We start from the raw sequence: 16,976 nt of genomic DNA, 5'->3' as shown, positions 1-16,976 counted from the left end.
AATCTATGTAACGGCACAACGAAGTGGACCTGCTACTTTGGAGAAGTAAAACTATGTCAATACCTCGACTCTCAGTCTCAACATGGAGTTTGCATCGACAACTTGGAAAACCGGGATTCACGGGACCCGCGCACGACATGCAAATCCCAACCGAAACCCATAACAAGGGACCTATTCCCCTCTTAGAATTACCCGCACGTGTCGCCGAATTCGGCATTAACACCTTAGAGATTTGTCATTTCCATCTGCCTTCTGTCGAGAAAACCTATCTCGCTGAACTCCGTGCTGCACTCTCCGCTGCGGACGTTGAGCTTTTCTCTCTACTGATTGACGACGGCGACATCACCCATCCCTCTGACGCAGCACGCGACATTGCATGGATTGAAAAGTGGATCGATATCGCTGGTGAACTCGGTGCGACGTGTGCACGTGTCATTGGTGGTAAAGCCGATCCGTCCGCGGAAACGGTGGCGCAGAGCCGCGATGTCCTCGCGCAGCTTACCGAACGCGCTGACACCGCAGGCATCCGCGTAATGAGCGAAAACTGGTTCTCCATCTTCTCTACACCTGAAAATGTCAATACCATTTTAGACGGATTAGACGGAAAAGTGGGACTCTGTCTCGACTTTGGGAACTGGCGTGGCGATACCAAGTATGAAGATCTCGCCGCGATTGCCTCGTGGGCGGAATCGTGTCATACCAAAGCACATTTCGCAGCACCGCGTGAAATGGACACGGAAGATTACGTGCAATGCCTTGATCTCACCCAAAAGGCGGGTTTCGCCGGACCCCATACCCTCATCTACGACGGACCCGGTGATGATGAATGGGAAGGCTTATCTATTGAACGCGAAGTCGTGAACCCTTACCTCAATTAGGGATTTTTGATGATTCACAAGGCGTTGGATCAAGGGGTTTGTTTATTAGGCACTTTCTCTTCTGTCCGCTTGCGTGTTTTTGCTTGGGTGTTTCTTCAGATTTCAGAGATGAGCTTGATAGTTCTAACCCACTTGATTTCTCCGTAAGGTAAAATTAAAAAATGTTTTCACTTTCACAGACACAACACAGTTTAACGATTGCTTGGGACAGGCAGCAGATCTTGGGGTACCATTTTCCTGAAGACGGCAACCGTCCCTTTTGTCATCCATTGAATCTACCCGGTGCCCCGCCACTCACGATGAATGAGCCTGGCGATCATGTGCATCACCAAGGTCTATGGGTGGCGTGGAAAAAGGTCAACGAAGTCAATTTCTGGGAACAACCGACACCCGGCAGCGACCCGACAGGTTTCGGCAAAATCGTCCATCAGCGGATTGTCGCGCAAAGTGCAGATGCCGACAGCGCAAGTTTAACGGCTGAGAACGCGTGGATAGATTGGCAGGGCTTGACGCATCTCACCGAGCAGCGAGAGATAGTCGTCCATCCGCCCACAACGGATACGATGCAGATTTTCGTGTCGTTGACGTTACAACCGAACGAGCGTGAGGTCGTTTTGGATCTACGGCGCGGTGAACCCGGGGCAGACGGCAGGTTCTACAGCGGCATGGCGATCCGATTCGACAATATCATCACACCGGGGAGCTTGTTAGATGCCGATGGACGCACCGAACCGATGGACATCTTCGGCAAACAGAGCCGTTGGTGCAGCTTCACTTCGCAACACCCTACGGACAACAAAACCTATGGTGTTGCTATCGTCGATCATCCTGATAACCCTCGTTATCCGACGACGTGGTGGGTACGCAACCGAGAAAATTACTGTTTGATCCATCCCTCGCTCGTTTACTATGAACCCCTGCATCTCGCATCCGATGAAGCTTTGAAGTTGCAATATCGCGTGGTCCTCTATCGCGGTGAACCCAACGCAGCGTTTTTTGAGTAGACGCTCTGATTTCTTTGATGACTGCACCTTGTAAACGCCCAAAAGAACGAACTACAACTATGCAAAAATCAGGTCGCAAATCCAATTTTACGCATGGACTTGAAACTGTTCCTGACGCAACGAGACGAGACTTTCTTGCCAAAATCGGCAAGGGGGCACTGCTCGCGAGTTTAGGGATGTTTGGAGCAGGATGTGAAGCCGTTGACCGAGGTTTGTTCGGTAGGGGACTCGCGCCTATTGTCTTAGTTGACGCACAAGCGGCGGGACTTCCGAAGTCGGACATGATCGTCCATTCGCAGAATCCTTTTAACGGTGAGTTCGCTCCACACTTCCTCAACGACGACGTTACCCCAACCGCGCGACATTTCGTCCGTAATAACAGTGGCATTCCAGAGCGAGCGGTAGGAAAGGATCTCCGTGGATGGAAATTGGTCATAGATGGAGAAGTTCATAAAGAACTGGCACTGTCAATGGATGACCTTTCGCGTTTTCCACAGGTTACCATGGAAGTCGTATTGGAATGTGCGGGGAACGGAAGAAACCTCTTTGAACCGAAGGTGAGTGGAACCCCATGGCAGCGCGGCGCAGTCGCCTGTAGCGAATGGACAGGTGTCCGTTTGCGCCATGTTTTACGAGCCGCAGGTTTGAAGTCGAGTGCTGTCTATACCGGAAATTACGGCGAAGATGTACCCAATGACGGAAGTGAACCCTTCTCACGTGGAATTCCAATTGAGAAAGCGATGGATGAACACACACTTATCGCTCTTAAGATGAATGGAGAAGTGTTGCCAGCAGCCCACGGATTCCCCGCGAGATTGATTGTTCCCGGATGGATCGGCAGCACCATGCAAAAGTGGCTCAACCGTATCTGGGTGCGGGATCAGGTCCACGACTCGGAAAAGATGAGCGGATATTCCTATCGTATTCCAGCTGACCCAATAGCACCGGGAGATAAGCCTCCGATTGAAGATATGCGTATCGCGACTGCATGGCAGGTTAAGTCGCTCATAACCCGTCCCGAACCACATCTGGAATTTGCAGCAGGAGTCCCGATAGAGGCGAGAGGTCATGCGTGGGCAGGTCTCTACAGATTTCGGTCTTCAGTGGCAGGAAACCCGGTTGATTCCGCCATCAAACAGATACGCTTGGTATCATTGGGAAGCCGAACTTACCTTTGCCAATAGCGGTTATTATGAAATATGGGCACGCGCGTTCGACGAAACGGGTGCCGCGCAGCCTTTCAACCAAACGTGGAACCCGAAAGGCTACCTCGGAAATGTTATCCACAGAGTGCCTGTCTCGGTAGTCGCCTAAACAGATTTTTTAATTGTTGGGTTTTCGCTCCGCTTACGCGGAGGTTTTTGGGAATCTACACGATTAAGATTCAAAAACATTAGCGCGTAACGAAGTGGGGCGCGGGTTTAAGAAACGTACTCGCTAATTCAGATGCACCTTATTTAACCGCAAGGAAAGTTAAAAATATGAAACTTGGTGTCATGTCTGACAGTCACGACAACATCCCGAACGTCGAACGCGCTGTCGCACGTCGTCCATGCTGGTGATTTTATCGCGCCGTTTGCGATTGACCCGTTAGCCGATCTAAACTGCCGCGTTGTCGGCGTTTTTGGAAACAATGACGGCGAGCGTGTCGTCGTTGCACAACGGTTTGAAGCAATCGGTGAGGTGCATCCCAATCTTGCAAGTGTATCGCTCGGCGACAGAAACATCGCTGTGATGCACTACCCCGAACTCGCCATCCCTATTGCCAAAAGTGGCGATTACGACATCGTCGTCTACGGACACACCCACCAGATAGACATCCAGAAGGGAGAATCGCTCCTACTCAATCCTGGTGAAACCGGTGGTTGGACGACGGGGAAGGCAACAGTTGCCGTTGTTGGTCTTGAGACGCTTGAGGCAACAATTCACGAACTGTAGAGACGGTGCGGAAAAGATGAGATACAGGGATCTGTTTACGCTAACGAGCAGAGAAGCACTGGAAAGCTTACATCCATCAGAACCCAAGCAACAGTGCCTTATCTGGTCCGAGAATCATGAACACGCCGTCGCCTCCATAGACGATGAGATTCATCCGCAAGCAAAACGTGTCTGGTTGGAATTTGAGGATCCAGACTGGTGTGCACACGCCGTTATTTATGCTTATGAAAAACATTGGAAAACCGGCGATTGGGAACTCGTTGAGCGAAAAAAAGGGAATATCCCCTTGGTCAACAAAAATCCTTTCAAGCCGGACAGCGAAAGCGTCTTTCCTGTGAACAAATAGGGAAGACAGGCATGCAACATCACTCAACATACCCCAGATCCCGCAATTTGCCTTCCAGAATCTCCGTCTCCTCATCTGTGGATTCTTGGGTCAGCAGGTGCTGATAATTAGAATTCATCAAAATTTCGTCGTAAGCGTCGCGAAAACGGTCTGGGTCCTCACAGGTGAGATCCTCGCCGCTCAGCACATGTCGATACACAAACTCACCCGTCTGCTCATCTTCTCGATAGAGATACTCACCATCCGTCAACGACCAGAGCCGAACGCCTTCCGAATACTTACGGATTTCCTCATTATCGACCGTCGTCCGAGAGGTCACGCGATGGTGTGGCATCTCTAAGTTGTCCCGACTGAGGAACCCGACCCCGTAGAGACTATCCAACTCCGACAATACTAAACGGTTTTCGTCAATTTTCGATGGAGACAATAGGTCTCGTCCATATCCGTGATAGTCTACATCAATACCCGCCAGATTTGTAATCGTCGGGAACAGGTCGATCGCTGAAATCGGTGGGTTTGGACTTTCAAATGAGAGGGCGAGATTTGATACACCAGGGATATGTGCCAACAGTGGCACGTGTAACACATTCTGATTGAGTGTGCCGCCGTGATCGGTAATTTCCTCGCAGATACCTTCGCCGTGATCTCCAAAGATGAAGACTGCCCAGTCCGAGAGTTGAAGTTGCTTCAGAATTTCAACTAACTTGAATTCGAGTATGTGCGTCGCAGCGGCGTAATAGAACCGCAATGCCTCATCTATCCTACCGTTATCCACAAGTGATTTGAGGCTCGGTGCTCCCGGGATCCCGCTCATGCCGTAACCGCCGTGTGTATACCAGAAATGCAGAAAACAGAATTGCGGCACGTCAGAAGGTTGATTGATTTGCTGGACAAGGTCTTCAAGCGAACCGAGATGTTGTGCATTCGCGTTTGGGTCAACCGACGTGATGAACGGCTCAAAATCAAGGAAACGGAACACTTCCGGACGTTCGGAACGTCCCGTGATATGATAGCCTGCGTCATCAAATATCTGGAACAGGTTTGGGATGCCTTCAAACATCTTGAGATAGGTTTGTCCGTAGACCCCGTGTTCAAACGGATAAAGTCCCGTAAAATAGGAGGTATGCGAGGGACGCGTCGCCGGTGCTGGCACGAAAAACTTTTCAGCGAGCGAGAAATCCTGCGTCAACAGGTCGAACTTTGGCGTGTTAAAAAACGGATTCGTCCGACTGAGGGCATCGAACCGCCAACAATCGATCGAGATGAGTAGAAATTTATTGACAACCTTGTTCTGCATATTTCAATCCATTAAACGGGTGTTATATTGCCGCTCGGTATGTTGGTATCCAACGAACAGGTCGGGTTGGAAAGGCGTGGGTGTGTAGATATAAACAGCGTCGCTATACGGATCGTAGAGGATAACCTCTTCGCGTGTATCGCCGCAAACATCCGCAGGAAAGCAGTGATACCAGCCCATTTTCCCACCTCTGGGTGGCGGCAGTTCAGGGAACATCACCACCTTGTTTCCGCTACTATCGTAGAGCGCAGCAGGACTATAAATCAATTCGCAAGTATCGTCCCCATTCCAGCGGATAATTTCCAAGCCTGTATTGTTCGGCGTTTCATCGACGTTAAACCTATTTTTAATCTGCCCGTTGTTGTCTACGATCATCAGGTCGGTGTGGTGTCCGTTATATCGGATAACCAAAGCGTTTTCAGGCGCGTCTGGTAGTAATCTGCCACACCGAATCTCTTGTCCATGTGGCACAACGTCGAAACCGAGTGAGAGAATCGGATTGCCTTCGGCATCCACCACCTGTCCGCCACCGGAGAGGATCGCTCGGTTCCTGCCATTCCATTCGGAAACTAAAACCGAGTCCATATTATCGCCAAAAAAATGATTCCAAAGGACTGTGCCATCCGCAGCAAGACCGAAATTGCCACCGTTAACTTCATCGCGTCCGTCACCATTAAAGTCGCCGACTGCTGGAATGTATGCAGAGTGCTTCGGATAACGGAACCACGCGTCGGTATACTGCCAGAGCAGTTCCAATTTATGGTTAAAAGCGAGCAGATTCACACCTACCTTCACGACAAAATCTTGTGGTTGGGCATTTCCGCAGAGATTGGCAATCATCAATCGTTGATGGACGTAGTTGGAGATATGGATTTCGCCTTCAGCGGACGCATTACACTGGCACAACGCGTCCGGCGCAGAGGTATGTTTGACGGCACCTGTGGCACCGTCTAAAATCATTAGGCGGATTGCGGACAGATCCCATTTACTCACTTCTGGAGCATCCACGTCTACCCAGAAACAGATGACCTCTGCCTGTCCATCGGCATCTATATCGTAAATAGCGACAGGACCGGGGCGGTCGGGCGAGAGGGTCGTTAGCGTGGTGTCCTTTGCATCCGCATCTCTAATTTCGAGGTTCTTATCCCCGATGGACCAGAGGGGTTCACCTTCCAACGTGAACGCGCCGAGGAAACAGGGGTGAATACCACCGAGCGATTTGTACACGAGTAAGTCAACCGTTCCGTCGCCCGTCAGATCACCGATGCGGATATCGCCACCCCACGCGTTTTCCGATGTTTCATTCAGAAACGCGTCTGGAATTGCGACCCGTTTATAAAGGTGTGCTGATTGTGGGGTGTCCATTTTTAAACAAACGCCTTGAAAATTCCTACGTACAGGGCAAGCACCTTCTCCGGGTCGGAACCCGTATAAGCACATTCGTTGGAGATGTAGCCTGAGAAACCGATGCGATTGAGCCATTGGAACATCTGCCGGTAGAGGTCAAACGTCTCAGGTTCTTCCACACGGTGTGTATGCACCGCAGTAATGTGTGAACCTACACGCGAAAAGAGGGGATCAATACTCCCAGCATCGCAACCAATGAATTGCGAATTGAAGACGAAGCCGACGTTCGGGAGATTCACACCTTCGATGACTTCCATTGCCGAATCCGGATCTGTGAAGGAACCGTGCATCTCAATAGAGACAGTAATATCTTTTTCAGCGGCGTAAGCACCGAGAGCCTTCAGCCCATCCGTGACGTAACCAACAATAGCGTCGCGATTCTCATCAGTATATCGGTCGCCGAGCACTCGAACATGATCACAGTCCATAAATTCCGCCATGTCGATTACGCGTGTAACGCGTCGAACGGTTTCTTTACGATCGGCAGCGTTTTCGGAGTGAAAATTTTGGCAACTCGTGAGTGAGGAGATAACAACGGCACTCGCATCGACCTGTGCCTTGAGTCCGTCCCAAGCCTCTCTTGGCGTATCCCACTCAAATCCGTGTTTCTGCTTGTAGTCCATTAATAATTCGACACCATGATAGCCGGTCGCGGCAGCGGTGTCAAGTATACGTTCGAGTTCCCACTCTTGGCAGGTTTGATAAGTATTCAATGACCATTTCATCTTTTTAATTTTCCTTGCGGTTAACTGACGTGAAATTAGTATTTGAAGTGCCTTTCCGTAGATCCGCCCTCCACTTCGTTACGGGCTAAGTTTTCGTTAAAACTAAATCTCTGCGTTGAAAATTATTCCTCTGACCGCTGTTTGCTGATTGCTGACTGCTACTCCTGTATCGGAATGGGATACCAGAGTCCCCCAGTTTTCGTCGTTAACGCCCTATGTGTGGTATGATTAATACCGATAACATCTACAATGATGTTGTTTTGGAAGCATTGTGCTAACACTTCTGGTAGCGTATAAGACCCTTTGCTCGCTTCATCGGTGACAAGAATGAATCGGCGGTTTACCCCTTCGCGGAAGTTGACGCGTCGAATTGTTTTTATGATCGCATTGTGTGCCCGTTCATCTCCGGCAGCGGCGACAACGTGCGAAGTTAACAGGCGTTTGTATTTCTCGCTGTCTCGCGTTTGTGGATGGATAATTGTATCGCCTTCAAGATACCTGAAGATAACGATTCCGAGTGTGAAATCAATACCATCCTTTTCAAACACCGTTACCATCCGATTCAGCTGTCTACCGACTGCACGGATATTATCTATCATGCTTCCGCTAATGTCAAGCAGAAAAACGAGGTCAACAGCGGTTTCGGTGTTACCGTCAGCGACGCTCTCCGCGATACCTTCTAATGCCTCTCCCATCCGTGCGTCTCTGTCAATCGGTTGAGCAGGACTGTTAGTATCTGCTGTGTTCATCGCAGTCTCGCCTTGACCAGTTTTTGGCTTGGGTGCGATGGTAGGTGTTTGGGTCTGCGTGGTCGCAATCGTTTTCCACGCAAGCGTTTCTGTGGTCTGCTCGCGCAGGGATGTCTCAGCCATTGGTAACCGAGCGTCTGTCCTCAGCACGGGAATAGCGGCACTCGAAGCGGTTGGCGGTGCTGAATGCACCAGTTTCGCAACGTTTTGCTTAAGAGCGGGCGAGGTTTTGGAACGCGTCGGCGTTGACCGCCGCGTAGCCGGCATAGAACGTTTGCGGGTACTATTCACATGAAAACGTTGGAGGGATGTCACCGCAATGGCTTCTGAAGTAAGCGGCTCCGAAGGTTGCATCGGTCGATACCACTGAATATAACCGAGACCGATAATTATTGTCGCAATGGCATGTAGAACCAGCGAAACCAGAAACGCTCGACGAGTTTTTCTACGCTTCTGCTGAAGTTTATCTGAATAGGTGTCGAGTAGCAGCATATTCCGTTTCCCCACTACGAGGCTGCCTAAAAAATTGAGATCGTTCCATGATTCCCATCAACTTGGAGCATCTGCCCGTCAGCAATACGGCGAGTTGCGTTCGGGATGTTCGCCACAGCAGGCACGCCATATTCTCTGGCAACGACCGCACCGTGTGAAAGTATCCCCCCTCGCTCCATCACCAGTCCCGCTGCAGGCAGAAAAAGCGGGGTCCATGCCGGATCGGTTGACGGGCATACCAGAATATAATTCCTGTCGGATGGTCGCACATCTGTCGGTGTCAGAAGCACGCGCGCGTGTCCTGTTGCAACACCTGCCGAAACGCCCACTCCAGTGAGTGTATCAACCGCTTCGAGGGGTATCGAGATACCGATCTGATCCAATGTATCACTGAAGATAACGTCCGGCACCTCAATTTGTAACATCAATTCGCGCTTCGTCTTACGGGCAGTGATAAGATCACTGAATACCTCACCGTTTGTGAGTCGTCGTAATTCATCAGCCACGAGATAGAAGACACCGCCATCGAGTCGATAACGGCGATCCAATTCAAGCAGGGCACGTCGAATCTGTTCATAACCGAGCATAAGGTAAAATTTCGCTGTCTCTCTGAAGGGCATGTAGCGTCTTGTGAAGTCCAGTTCGCTCTCAATCTGCTTTCTTAAACCCGTTTTATTTTTCAGGTGTGCGGCGAGTTCCTTTTCCGCCGACTCACGTTGTTCTATCTGTTGCTTCGCCCCATCATCCTTAGAAAAAGAGGATTCAGCATTCTCTTGTTGGAAAGAGGCGACGATCTGTTCAAGATAAGTGGTATCTTCGCGCCAACGGGGTTGTGCTAATTCAAACTCATCAACGCCTCGATGTCCGTAATCTTTTAGGAAATCGGTAAGGGTCAAGTTTCCTGTTGCCACTTCCCACAATTTCTCGTTGGTTTCAACGGTGAGATTACCAGAAATTCCACTGATAAGCCTGCTCGCGGAAGTTTTTACTTCTGTTTCATTCAAGCACTTCTGAAGAGCCGCCTCCAATCGTTGAAGTGAAAACCCGGCGAGGAGTGTAGCGGTCAGGGCTTTCGGTGCAAAGTCGTCCAGTGTTTTAGCACACCATTCTTCAAACTTCGTCACTAATTCGATATCCGTTAGGTCTGAGTATGAAATGTTTCGCTCTGCTTCTACTTCCGCTTGAAACGCCGGAAATGCTTCTTCAGTTAGCGATCGGCCGAAATCAGAGCGGCACTGCCGCAGCCGCATCTCCGCTCTGCTCATACGGATGATATGGAGCGGTAGTTTCAACCAAAATGAGGCGTTACTCCGCGTAATATCGGTTTGTGCCTGCGCATACATCGCTGCTTGTGGGTTTTGCTTCAAGGCGTTAAAATCGTGTGCAAATGGGAAACCGTCGAAATGGAGCTCCGCCTCACGGTTCAAATTAACATAGACCCGCCCACATATCAGGTCAAGAATCCCTTCATGATTGACGCGCTCACTTGGATAAAACCCCAAGCCTTGATACGCTTTACCTAACCCACCCGCACCCGACATAAATTTCTTCAGAATCTCCCACGTCATCGGGAGTGGAGCCGGTAGCACCTCCGCAAGATTATGATGACACCAAACGGTCCCCTGTTCATCGGCACGTGCTTCCAATATCTGGATTTCCTCTTGACGGATTTTCTCAATGCTTTCTTTATCTGCTTCGGAGATGGAATGTGTTTGACTAAGATGTGTGACAGGTTCGGCGGATGTAGTAATGTAACGGGACTGCAGCAGGACAAACTGTCCGTCTGCAAGTGCCCATTCAATATCCATCGGTTGTCCATAGTAGGTTTCAACCTGCCTGCCGAGTTGTGTGAGCTCCTTCAGTTGCGCGTCCGTTAAACTTGGGGTATCCTGCTGTGCAGAGGGGACCGCACTGACACCAGCAGCAGTTACCATTTCGCATTTCGTAGCGATACTTCTTTCCAGTACCTCACCTGTATCCCGCGATACGTAAAAACTATCAGGCGTGATCGCACCAGATACAACCGACTCACCTAATCCCCAATTCGATTCAATAATAGCGGCGTTCTCATTAAACGGAGCAACAGTAAAAAGCACGCCAGAAACATCTGATTCACACATTTCTTGAATAACGATTGCCATTGCTAATCCTTCATCAGGGATCTTCTGCGTCTGCCGATAGGCAATGGCTCGTTCCGACCAGAGTGATGCCCAGCAGGCTTTCAGCGCGTCTAAAAGTTTATCGGGTGTTACATTCAAAAAGGTATCCTGCTGCCCCGCAAAACTCGCTTCTGCCAGGTCCTCTGCTGTGGCACTGGAACGCACTGCGACCGCAGCTGTCTGCAATGTTTCTCGCGCCGCATGGATTTCTGCAACGAGTTCTGGTGATAATTCGATGTCTTTAACGTTACTCTGATTCTGTTCCAATAGACCTTCAACAGACAAGCGATAGGCATCCGTGGTGACACAAAAACCGTTCGGTACTGGAAACCCGGTCCTCGTCAGTTTTCCGAGGTTCAACCCTTTTCCGCCGACTCGCGGCAAGTCGGCATCGTCGATCTCTGAAAAGTATTTGATAAATTGCATGTGCTTAAATTCGTCTGTGAGGGGTAAAAGCAAGTGAAAATAGTATATCAGAATCTATCTGACGAATGCAAATGGGTTTGGGTTTGCTTTTTGTTGAATAGTGAAGGAGGTGGGCTTAAATATAGAGGCTGGTCTGAAACCAGCCTCTACGGAGCGGTGAAGTAGCAGCAATATTGGAATCCCTGCTAATCATCATGGTGGTCATCGTCATCATCATCGTCGTCGTGGTCATCGTCGTGATCATCATCGTCATCGTGATCGTCGTCATCATCATCGTCATCGTGATCGTCGTCGTGGTCATCATCGTCGTGATCATCATCGTCGTCATCGTTACTCGTTGCAGTGCTTGGAGGGAAAGTTGTTCGAGTAGCAACATTATTGTCTCGGTTGAGAACTGTTGGTTTTTGTTGATTAATCCAGTCAATGAAAAGTTGGATCTGGGAATCTGTCAGGCGGGGTCCACCGGGTGGCATCCTTCCTGAAACGATTTCTTCGATAATATCGCTGCTCGCGGGATTCCCAGGGATGAAGATGGGACCATCGTTTCCACCCCTCGCAAAAGCTTCATACGTGCTGAGATCAATGCCTTCGGGACCTCCAGCAACATGACAGCCAGCAAACGCACACCGTCCTCTCAGAATAGGCAAAAGATCGCGTTCAAAGGAGACAACCTGAGGCGTAGGGGGTTGTTGCACTGGTTGTTGTTGAAGTACTTCTTGTTGTTCCGGTACCCGTTTTGAGTCGATCTTCAACGAAGTGCCATCAAGTACAATACCGAGGATATTTACAGAAAATTCCGTGAAGTCAGAAACAGGAAGCGTGTACTTACAGACAAATACTTTTGTGCCCTCTATAGGCTTGCAGTCAGCACTTACAAAGTCGCTACCAGTAGAGTCGCGCGGTACAATACTATAACGCCTCTCCACTTTGCTCCCGTCAGATCTCGATAATATATATCTTATATCCGGACGCGCCGAGGAATCATTGGCAACTCTATAAGGCGCATTTTTAGCAAACACGACCTTTGTAAATATCGTTATACCATCACGAACCATAGGCGGTGTGCGTTCTGTGAGTTGCCAATTGCTGTAATGGGTTATTTCAACTGCATCGGGTGTATCCAGCAAAACGGAGGCCTGGCTGTCAGGTTTATCGGCACCTGAACTGTCATCGGCTGCACTTTGATTAATCCAATCCCGAAATGCCTGAATTTGGGCAGGAGTCAACGGATCCCCGTAAGGCGGCATTCTGCCTGAAACGATCTCCTTAATAACAGTACTATCTTTAGCATTGCCCGGGATAAATATTGCGCCATCATCGCCACCTTTCGTGAAGCTGCTATATGTAGTAAAATCAAGGTTCTTTGGACCACCAGTAACGTGACAACCTCTAATAGCGCAACGTTCTGTGAGGATAGGTGCAAGCACTGTGTTATAGGTGTCCTGAGAGTCAAGCGGAGCCTGAGTGTTAGGGGACTCCTTCGTTTCCGCGAGCAATGTTTGTGTGACATCGAATATGTCAGAGGGGCGTAGGATGTCACTCCCATCAGGCCCACAACTGAGGGCAAGAAATAGTAAGCCAAGAGTGAATAAGAAGTGTATGCGTGTGTTCGTCTTCATGAGTAATTGTCCTTCATCGTTCGATAAGTCTGTCGTGTCAAGACTTTATTGATTCTTACAAACATAATAGATGCCTCCAATACCTCTTAGAAATTATTTGAATAATTTTGGGGACGATTCCACATCCACTGCCTTTTTGTTTTGAGTATCCGAGTAACTCTATATATCTCGTAAGGAACTCCAATATAATGTTTAGCAAGGACGGTGCCAGTCCGAAAAATAGCAAAACCTACCTTATTTTGCTATTTTATCTGATTTTTGTAAAAGAAAATGGACAAATTTGTTCAAATAATGAACAGTATAACAAAATTTGTGAGTCGACAGTCGGGTGGGATAGAGAGATGTTAGAAGATTCTTTCGGGAGATATTGCGTGTGAGCGGTGGATTAGCGATACACGTTCGCGGCGGCTGGCGGACCACTACGGATTCACTGGACGGAATTCCTTTTGACAAATCCCCACAAATTCAGTAAACTGCAAAAAGATGTTTCAGAACGCGCCCGAAATTCTCACGCTAATCGCTTCCGCTGTCGTGCAGTGGCTTTTTTATCGGAAACGTTGGTTTCCGAAATCTTTCGCGCCGGAACGAATCCTTGTTATCAAACTCGACCATCTCGGAGATGTCCTGTTAGCAACACCGGTGTTTTCGAATCTCCGTCGAGCGTATCCAAACGCTGAACTGCACGCACTCACCGGTGCGTGGAGTCGCGTCGTTTTAGAGAAGCATCCTGATGTCAATCACGTGATAGAATACAATTCACCCGCTTTTTGCCGCACAGGGCAGCCGACATCGCTCAGAGAAACGTTTAAGCTCTACCGAGAGTTACGCTGTCAAAAATACGATCTGATGGTGGAACTCCGCAGCGATTGGCGGACTGTCTGGTTTGCATTCGGACGACTCACGCCGAAACGACTCAGTCGTGGAGCCCTACAAGTTGCAAACAAATTAGGTTTGGCACAATTCAGTGGGACTCACGAAACGACGCGTAATCTCGATGTCTTAAGGCAAGTCGGCATCCCAACGCCTGTCCAAACCGCAATCTTCGCAGTAACAGCAGAAGATAAAAAATGGGCATCCGATTTCCTTGCCACATATCAGATTGAGAGGCAACACCCGTTGGTTGCTATCCATCCTGGGTCCCCGATTGTACTGAAACGGTGGCTGCCTGAGCGGTATGCCGAATTAGCGGATTGGCTGATTGCCCAAAAACGTGCACACATTCTGTTTGTCGGTGTGGAAGATGAAATACCGATCATCACCGAAATCCAAGCACTGATGCGAGGTGAATCAATCAATATCGCTGGCAAAACGACGCTGACACAGTTGGCATCAATCTTGCCCACATGCAATGTGTTTATCGGGAACGATAGCGGCCCGATGCATCTCGCTGCTGCCGTTGGCACACAGACAATTGGATTGTATGGACCCGGAGATCCGACCCGTTTCGGTCCAGCGGGTGAAAAGTGTCAAACGATTCAGCGGAAGTCTGACTGTCCCTGTTTAGGTACGACCTGTCGATTTGGAAAAGCGGGGTGTATGTCCGAAATTCAGGTTTCTCATGTAATTCAGACTCTTGAAGCGGCTGCTTATTTGACGAAAATTGAGAAATTGGACCCTAAACAGCAACAGGCATCAGCGGTGACAAATTAACTTGACATATTTTTGTAAAGACGTTATAATGTCTTAAACAGCATCCATGGAAAGTGTATCTTAGCCATTAAGCGGCGAATCTTTGCCTGATACGCATTTGGGAAACTGGAAAGCGCGATTTTTTTTTTGGATGCGACCGGCTTGCAACGCTCGCTTGCAAGCAATGTAATGAATCTAAAGGAGGAATTTAGAAAAATGCAATCGAGATTAACGTGGCTCGTGCTTGTCCTTTTCGCAGTAGGCATCATGAGCGTCGGCATTGTAGGATGTGGTGGCGACACCGAAGAGGAATCCGCTGAAAAGCCGACAGAAAGTGCCTCATCTACGAGTTCTGATACGCCAGCAGTTGCTGCGAAACCGCCTATCGACTTCGCAGCAGAAAAAGCCGCAATTCAAGAGGTCTATGCTGCCTTCTACAAAGCCTTTAACGACAACGATCTCAAAGCCATTGGGGAGACTTTCCGGACGAATGACGGCAAGGTTGCCTTCGGAACAATCTTTGCCGGAAATGAACCGGTGCCAATCGCCTTCGGCTGGAGGAATGTTGAAATCGCTATCGAAGGTCTGTGGATCGGCATCGGGACAAAGGGATCCAAATGGGGTCAGAACGACCAATTGACAGATTTTTGGATTCGCTATAAAGGCAGCAAAATTGAAGCGAGTGCCATAGGCTACAATTGTTACAAAGGCGCGTTTCCTGGCGAAACGCATCTCTATCTGGTGAAAGAGGAAAAGGATGGGTGGAAGATCCACGAGTTGGATAGCAGTACCGAAAATAACCTTGGCATCTTTGGCTTTCACAAAGGTAAACCCCGGCTTAAGGAGGCAGGCCGCTTCTTTACAACAGCTGCCGACAAAGTCGAATAAGTCCGATTTTGGTGCACACGGTTGCTAAAGACTGCCCCTTTTTGTGCAGCTTAAAAAGAGATTGCCCCTTTTCGTGCAGCTTAACCCGTTTGATGCAGGGATTCATCGCCAATTCAGTGTTTATCACATTGGCACGGAAATTGCATATATCCCTGCATCAACAACTTTTTATTTTCTGTAGGATACGCAAATTTCCCTTGGAGGTAATAACGAATGAGTGCAAAACGAACCTCAGGTGCCTTGATGACTTCATTGGTACTTCACGCGGTCATAGCGTTCATTGCTGGCATTTATCTCGTCACGCAAACTGAACAGTTCAAAGATCTCGTGGGTGCTGAAGTGCTCCAACCCAAGGAGCCACCGAAGCCTAAGGTCCGCAAACCTGTTGTAAAACCTATTATTAAGCCGACGGTTCCAACACAAAACACCGTCGTCGTCGAACAGGTTCAAGTACAGCCTCGTGTAACGACTGCGTTTGTTGCGAAGTCGAATTTCCAACCGCAGACAGTGCTCGAATTTTCAAACCAAACCGTCAGAGTGGACGCACCGATTAATCCGAATGTACCAAGAGTGGTTACGCCGAACGCACCCGTGCCGACAGTTGTAACACACGCTGACCTACCTGTTTCGGATGCCCCTGGTGCCTTGGCGTTCTCTGCCCCTGTCGCAACTGCCCCCTCCGCTGGACCGGCTAACATCGGTCGTGGTGTCGCAGGCAGCGTTGTGCAGGTGAAGGTCGCTTTTGAACGTCCACCCGGACTCGCAATGGTTGAAAACGTCGGTGCCGCACGCGATGCGCTCGGCGATGTCGTTGAAAACATCACACTCGGTAACGTTGAAGTACCACCCCTGCCCAGAGGCGAACCCGGTGGACGCGTTATCGGTAAAGGTAAGGACATCCGAGGCGTCTTCCGTTTCACACGGATCCGTCACAGTCTCTCTGACTGGTGGGCTGATGCTTCTTCCCTCAACGCATTGACGAAATGGCTCAACGAGCGTACGAAGATTAAAACCGACATGAACGTTGAAGGTGGCGCATTGAAACTTACCGATGCTAACCTCTTCAAAACACCCTTCGTCTTTATGACAGGACACGATCCGTCACTCACCCGTTCTCGTAACTTGCTCGGACGGCAGTATGGTGGTGGTAAAATGGATAGCCGTCTCACTGAGACTGAAGCCGCTGGTATGCGTCGCTATCTCGTTGAAAAAGGTGGATTCCTCGTCTTTGACGACTGCGGTGTGAACGCACCTGCGCAAGCGATGATTCGTCTCTTCCTCGCACAGATGCGTTACGTCATGCCTGAGTATCAGATTGAACGTATTGCGAACGAGCACGAGATTTACGATAACTTCTATGAAATGGGTGGTCCCCCTGTCGGATACGACATCTTCTGGTGGGGCACACGTCCGCCGAAA

General features: G+C 49.4%; 15 protein-coding genes. 9 read left to right on the top strand and 6 right to left on the bottom strand.

Annotated elements, in window-relative coordinates; translation table 11 throughout:
• Positions 1-53 precede the first annotated feature (53 nt).
• The 6 genes from J4G07_17445 to J4G07_17420 all read left to right on the top strand — a co-directional run bounded on the left by J4G07_17445 (position 54) and on the right by J4G07_17420 (position 4,166).
• The gene (locus J4G07_17445) at positions 54-878 is read left to right on the top strand and encodes a sugar phosphate isomerase/epimerase (GenBank protein ID MCE2415772.1); all 825 of its coding nucleotides are present in this window, start codon (positions 54-56) and stop codon (positions 876-878) included.
• Positions 879-1,039: 161 nt separating this feature from the next.
• Positions 1,040-1,882, top strand: a complete 843-nt coding sequence (locus J4G07_17440; protein MCE2415771.1) for a PmoA family protein — start codon at positions 1,040-1,042, stop codon at positions 1,880-1,882.
• Between the two features lie 59 nt (positions 1,883-1,941).
• A complete protein-coding gene (locus tag J4G07_17435) occupies positions 1,942-3,066 on the top strand; it encodes a molybdopterin-dependent oxidoreductase (GenBank protein ID MCE2415770.1) in 1,125 nt (374 codons plus the stop codon).
• A complete protein-coding gene (locus J4G07_17430; protein MCE2415769.1) occupies positions 2,951-3,196 on the top strand; it encodes a hypothetical protein in 246 nt (81 codons plus the stop codon). The genes J4G07_17435 and J4G07_17430 overlap by 116 nt, the downstream gene beginning before the upstream one ends.
• Before the next feature lie 177 nt (positions 3,197-3,373).
• Complete coding sequence (locus J4G07_17425; GenBank protein ID MCE2415768.1) at positions 3,374-3,820, top strand: metallophosphoesterase; 447 nt, start codon at positions 3,374-3,376, stop codon at positions 3,818-3,820.
• A 16-nt stretch (positions 3,821-3,836) separates the two neighbouring features.
• The gene (locus tag J4G07_17420) at positions 3,837-4,166 is read left to right on the top strand and encodes a hypothetical protein (protein MCE2415767.1); all 330 of its coding nucleotides are present in this window, start codon (positions 3,837-3,839) and stop codon (positions 4,164-4,166) included.
• 19 nt (positions 4,167-4,185) lie between these two features.
• Here the strand turns inward: J4G07_17420 and J4G07_17415 are convergent, their stop codons facing one another.
• From J4G07_17415 to J4G07_17390, 6 genes are all read right to left on the bottom strand, one after another.
• A complete protein-coding gene (locus tag J4G07_17415; protein MCE2415766.1) occupies positions 4,186-5,463 on the bottom strand; it encodes a sulfatase-like hydrolase/transferase in 1,278 nt (425 codons plus the stop codon).
• 3 nt (positions 5,464-5,466) lie between these two features.
• On the bottom strand, positions 5,467-6,828 hold the full coding sequence (locus J4G07_17410; GenBank protein ID MCE2415765.1) for a hypothetical protein: 1,362 nt from the start codon (positions 6,826-6,828) through the stop codon (positions 5,467-5,469).
• Positions 6,829-6,830: 2 nt separating this feature from the next.
• Positions 6,831-7,595, bottom strand: coding sequence for a sugar phosphate isomerase/epimerase (locus J4G07_17405; GenBank protein ID MCE2415764.1), 765 nt, complete (start codon positions 7,593-7,595; stop codon positions 6,831-6,833).
• Positions 7,596-7,753: 158 nt separating this feature from the next.
• The gene (locus tag J4G07_17400) at positions 7,754-8,836 is read right to left on the bottom strand and encodes a VWA domain-containing protein (GenBank protein ID MCE2415763.1); all 1,083 of its coding nucleotides are present in this window, start codon (positions 8,834-8,836) and stop codon (positions 7,754-7,756) included.
• A 26-nt stretch (positions 8,837-8,862) separates the two neighbouring features.
• Positions 8,863-11,421, bottom strand: a complete 2,559-nt coding sequence (locus J4G07_17395; protein MCE2415762.1) for a hypothetical protein — start codon at positions 11,419-11,421, stop codon at positions 8,863-8,865.
• A gap of 185 nt (positions 11,422-11,606) precedes the next feature.
• On the bottom strand, positions 11,607-13,040 hold the full coding sequence (locus J4G07_17390) for a hypothetical protein (protein MCE2415761.1): 1,434 nt from the start codon (positions 13,038-13,040) through the stop codon (positions 11,607-11,609).
• Between the two features lie 483 nt (positions 13,041-13,523).
• Between J4G07_17390 and waaF the strand changes: the two genes are divergently transcribed.
• The 3 genes from waaF to J4G07_17375 form a co-directional block, all read left to right on the top strand.
• Positions 13,524-14,690: a lipopolysaccharide heptosyltransferase II gene (gene waaF, locus J4G07_17385; protein MCE2415760.1), complete on the top strand. Its 1,167-nt coding sequence runs from the start codon at positions 13,524-13,526 to the stop codon at positions 14,688-14,690.
• Positions 14,691-14,885: 195 nt separating this feature from the next.
• On the top strand, positions 14,886-15,557 hold the full coding sequence (locus tag J4G07_17380; GenBank protein ID MCE2415759.1) for a hypothetical protein: 672 nt from the start codon (positions 14,886-14,888) through the stop codon (positions 15,555-15,557).
• A gap of 213 nt (positions 15,558-15,770) precedes the next feature.
• A partial coding sequence (locus J4G07_17375) for a DUF4159 domain-containing protein (protein ID MCE2415758.1) occupies positions 15,771-16,976 on the top strand: 1,206 nt, incomplete at its 3' end.

It is taken from the genome of Candidatus Poribacteria bacterium (genome assembly GCA_021295715.1).
Lineage (GTDB): Bacteria > Poribacteria > WGA-4E > WGA-4E > WGA-3G > WGA-3G.
The sequence above is the reverse complement of the archived record's forward strand: the minus strand, read 5'-3'. Positions and strand labels throughout refer to the sequence as shown.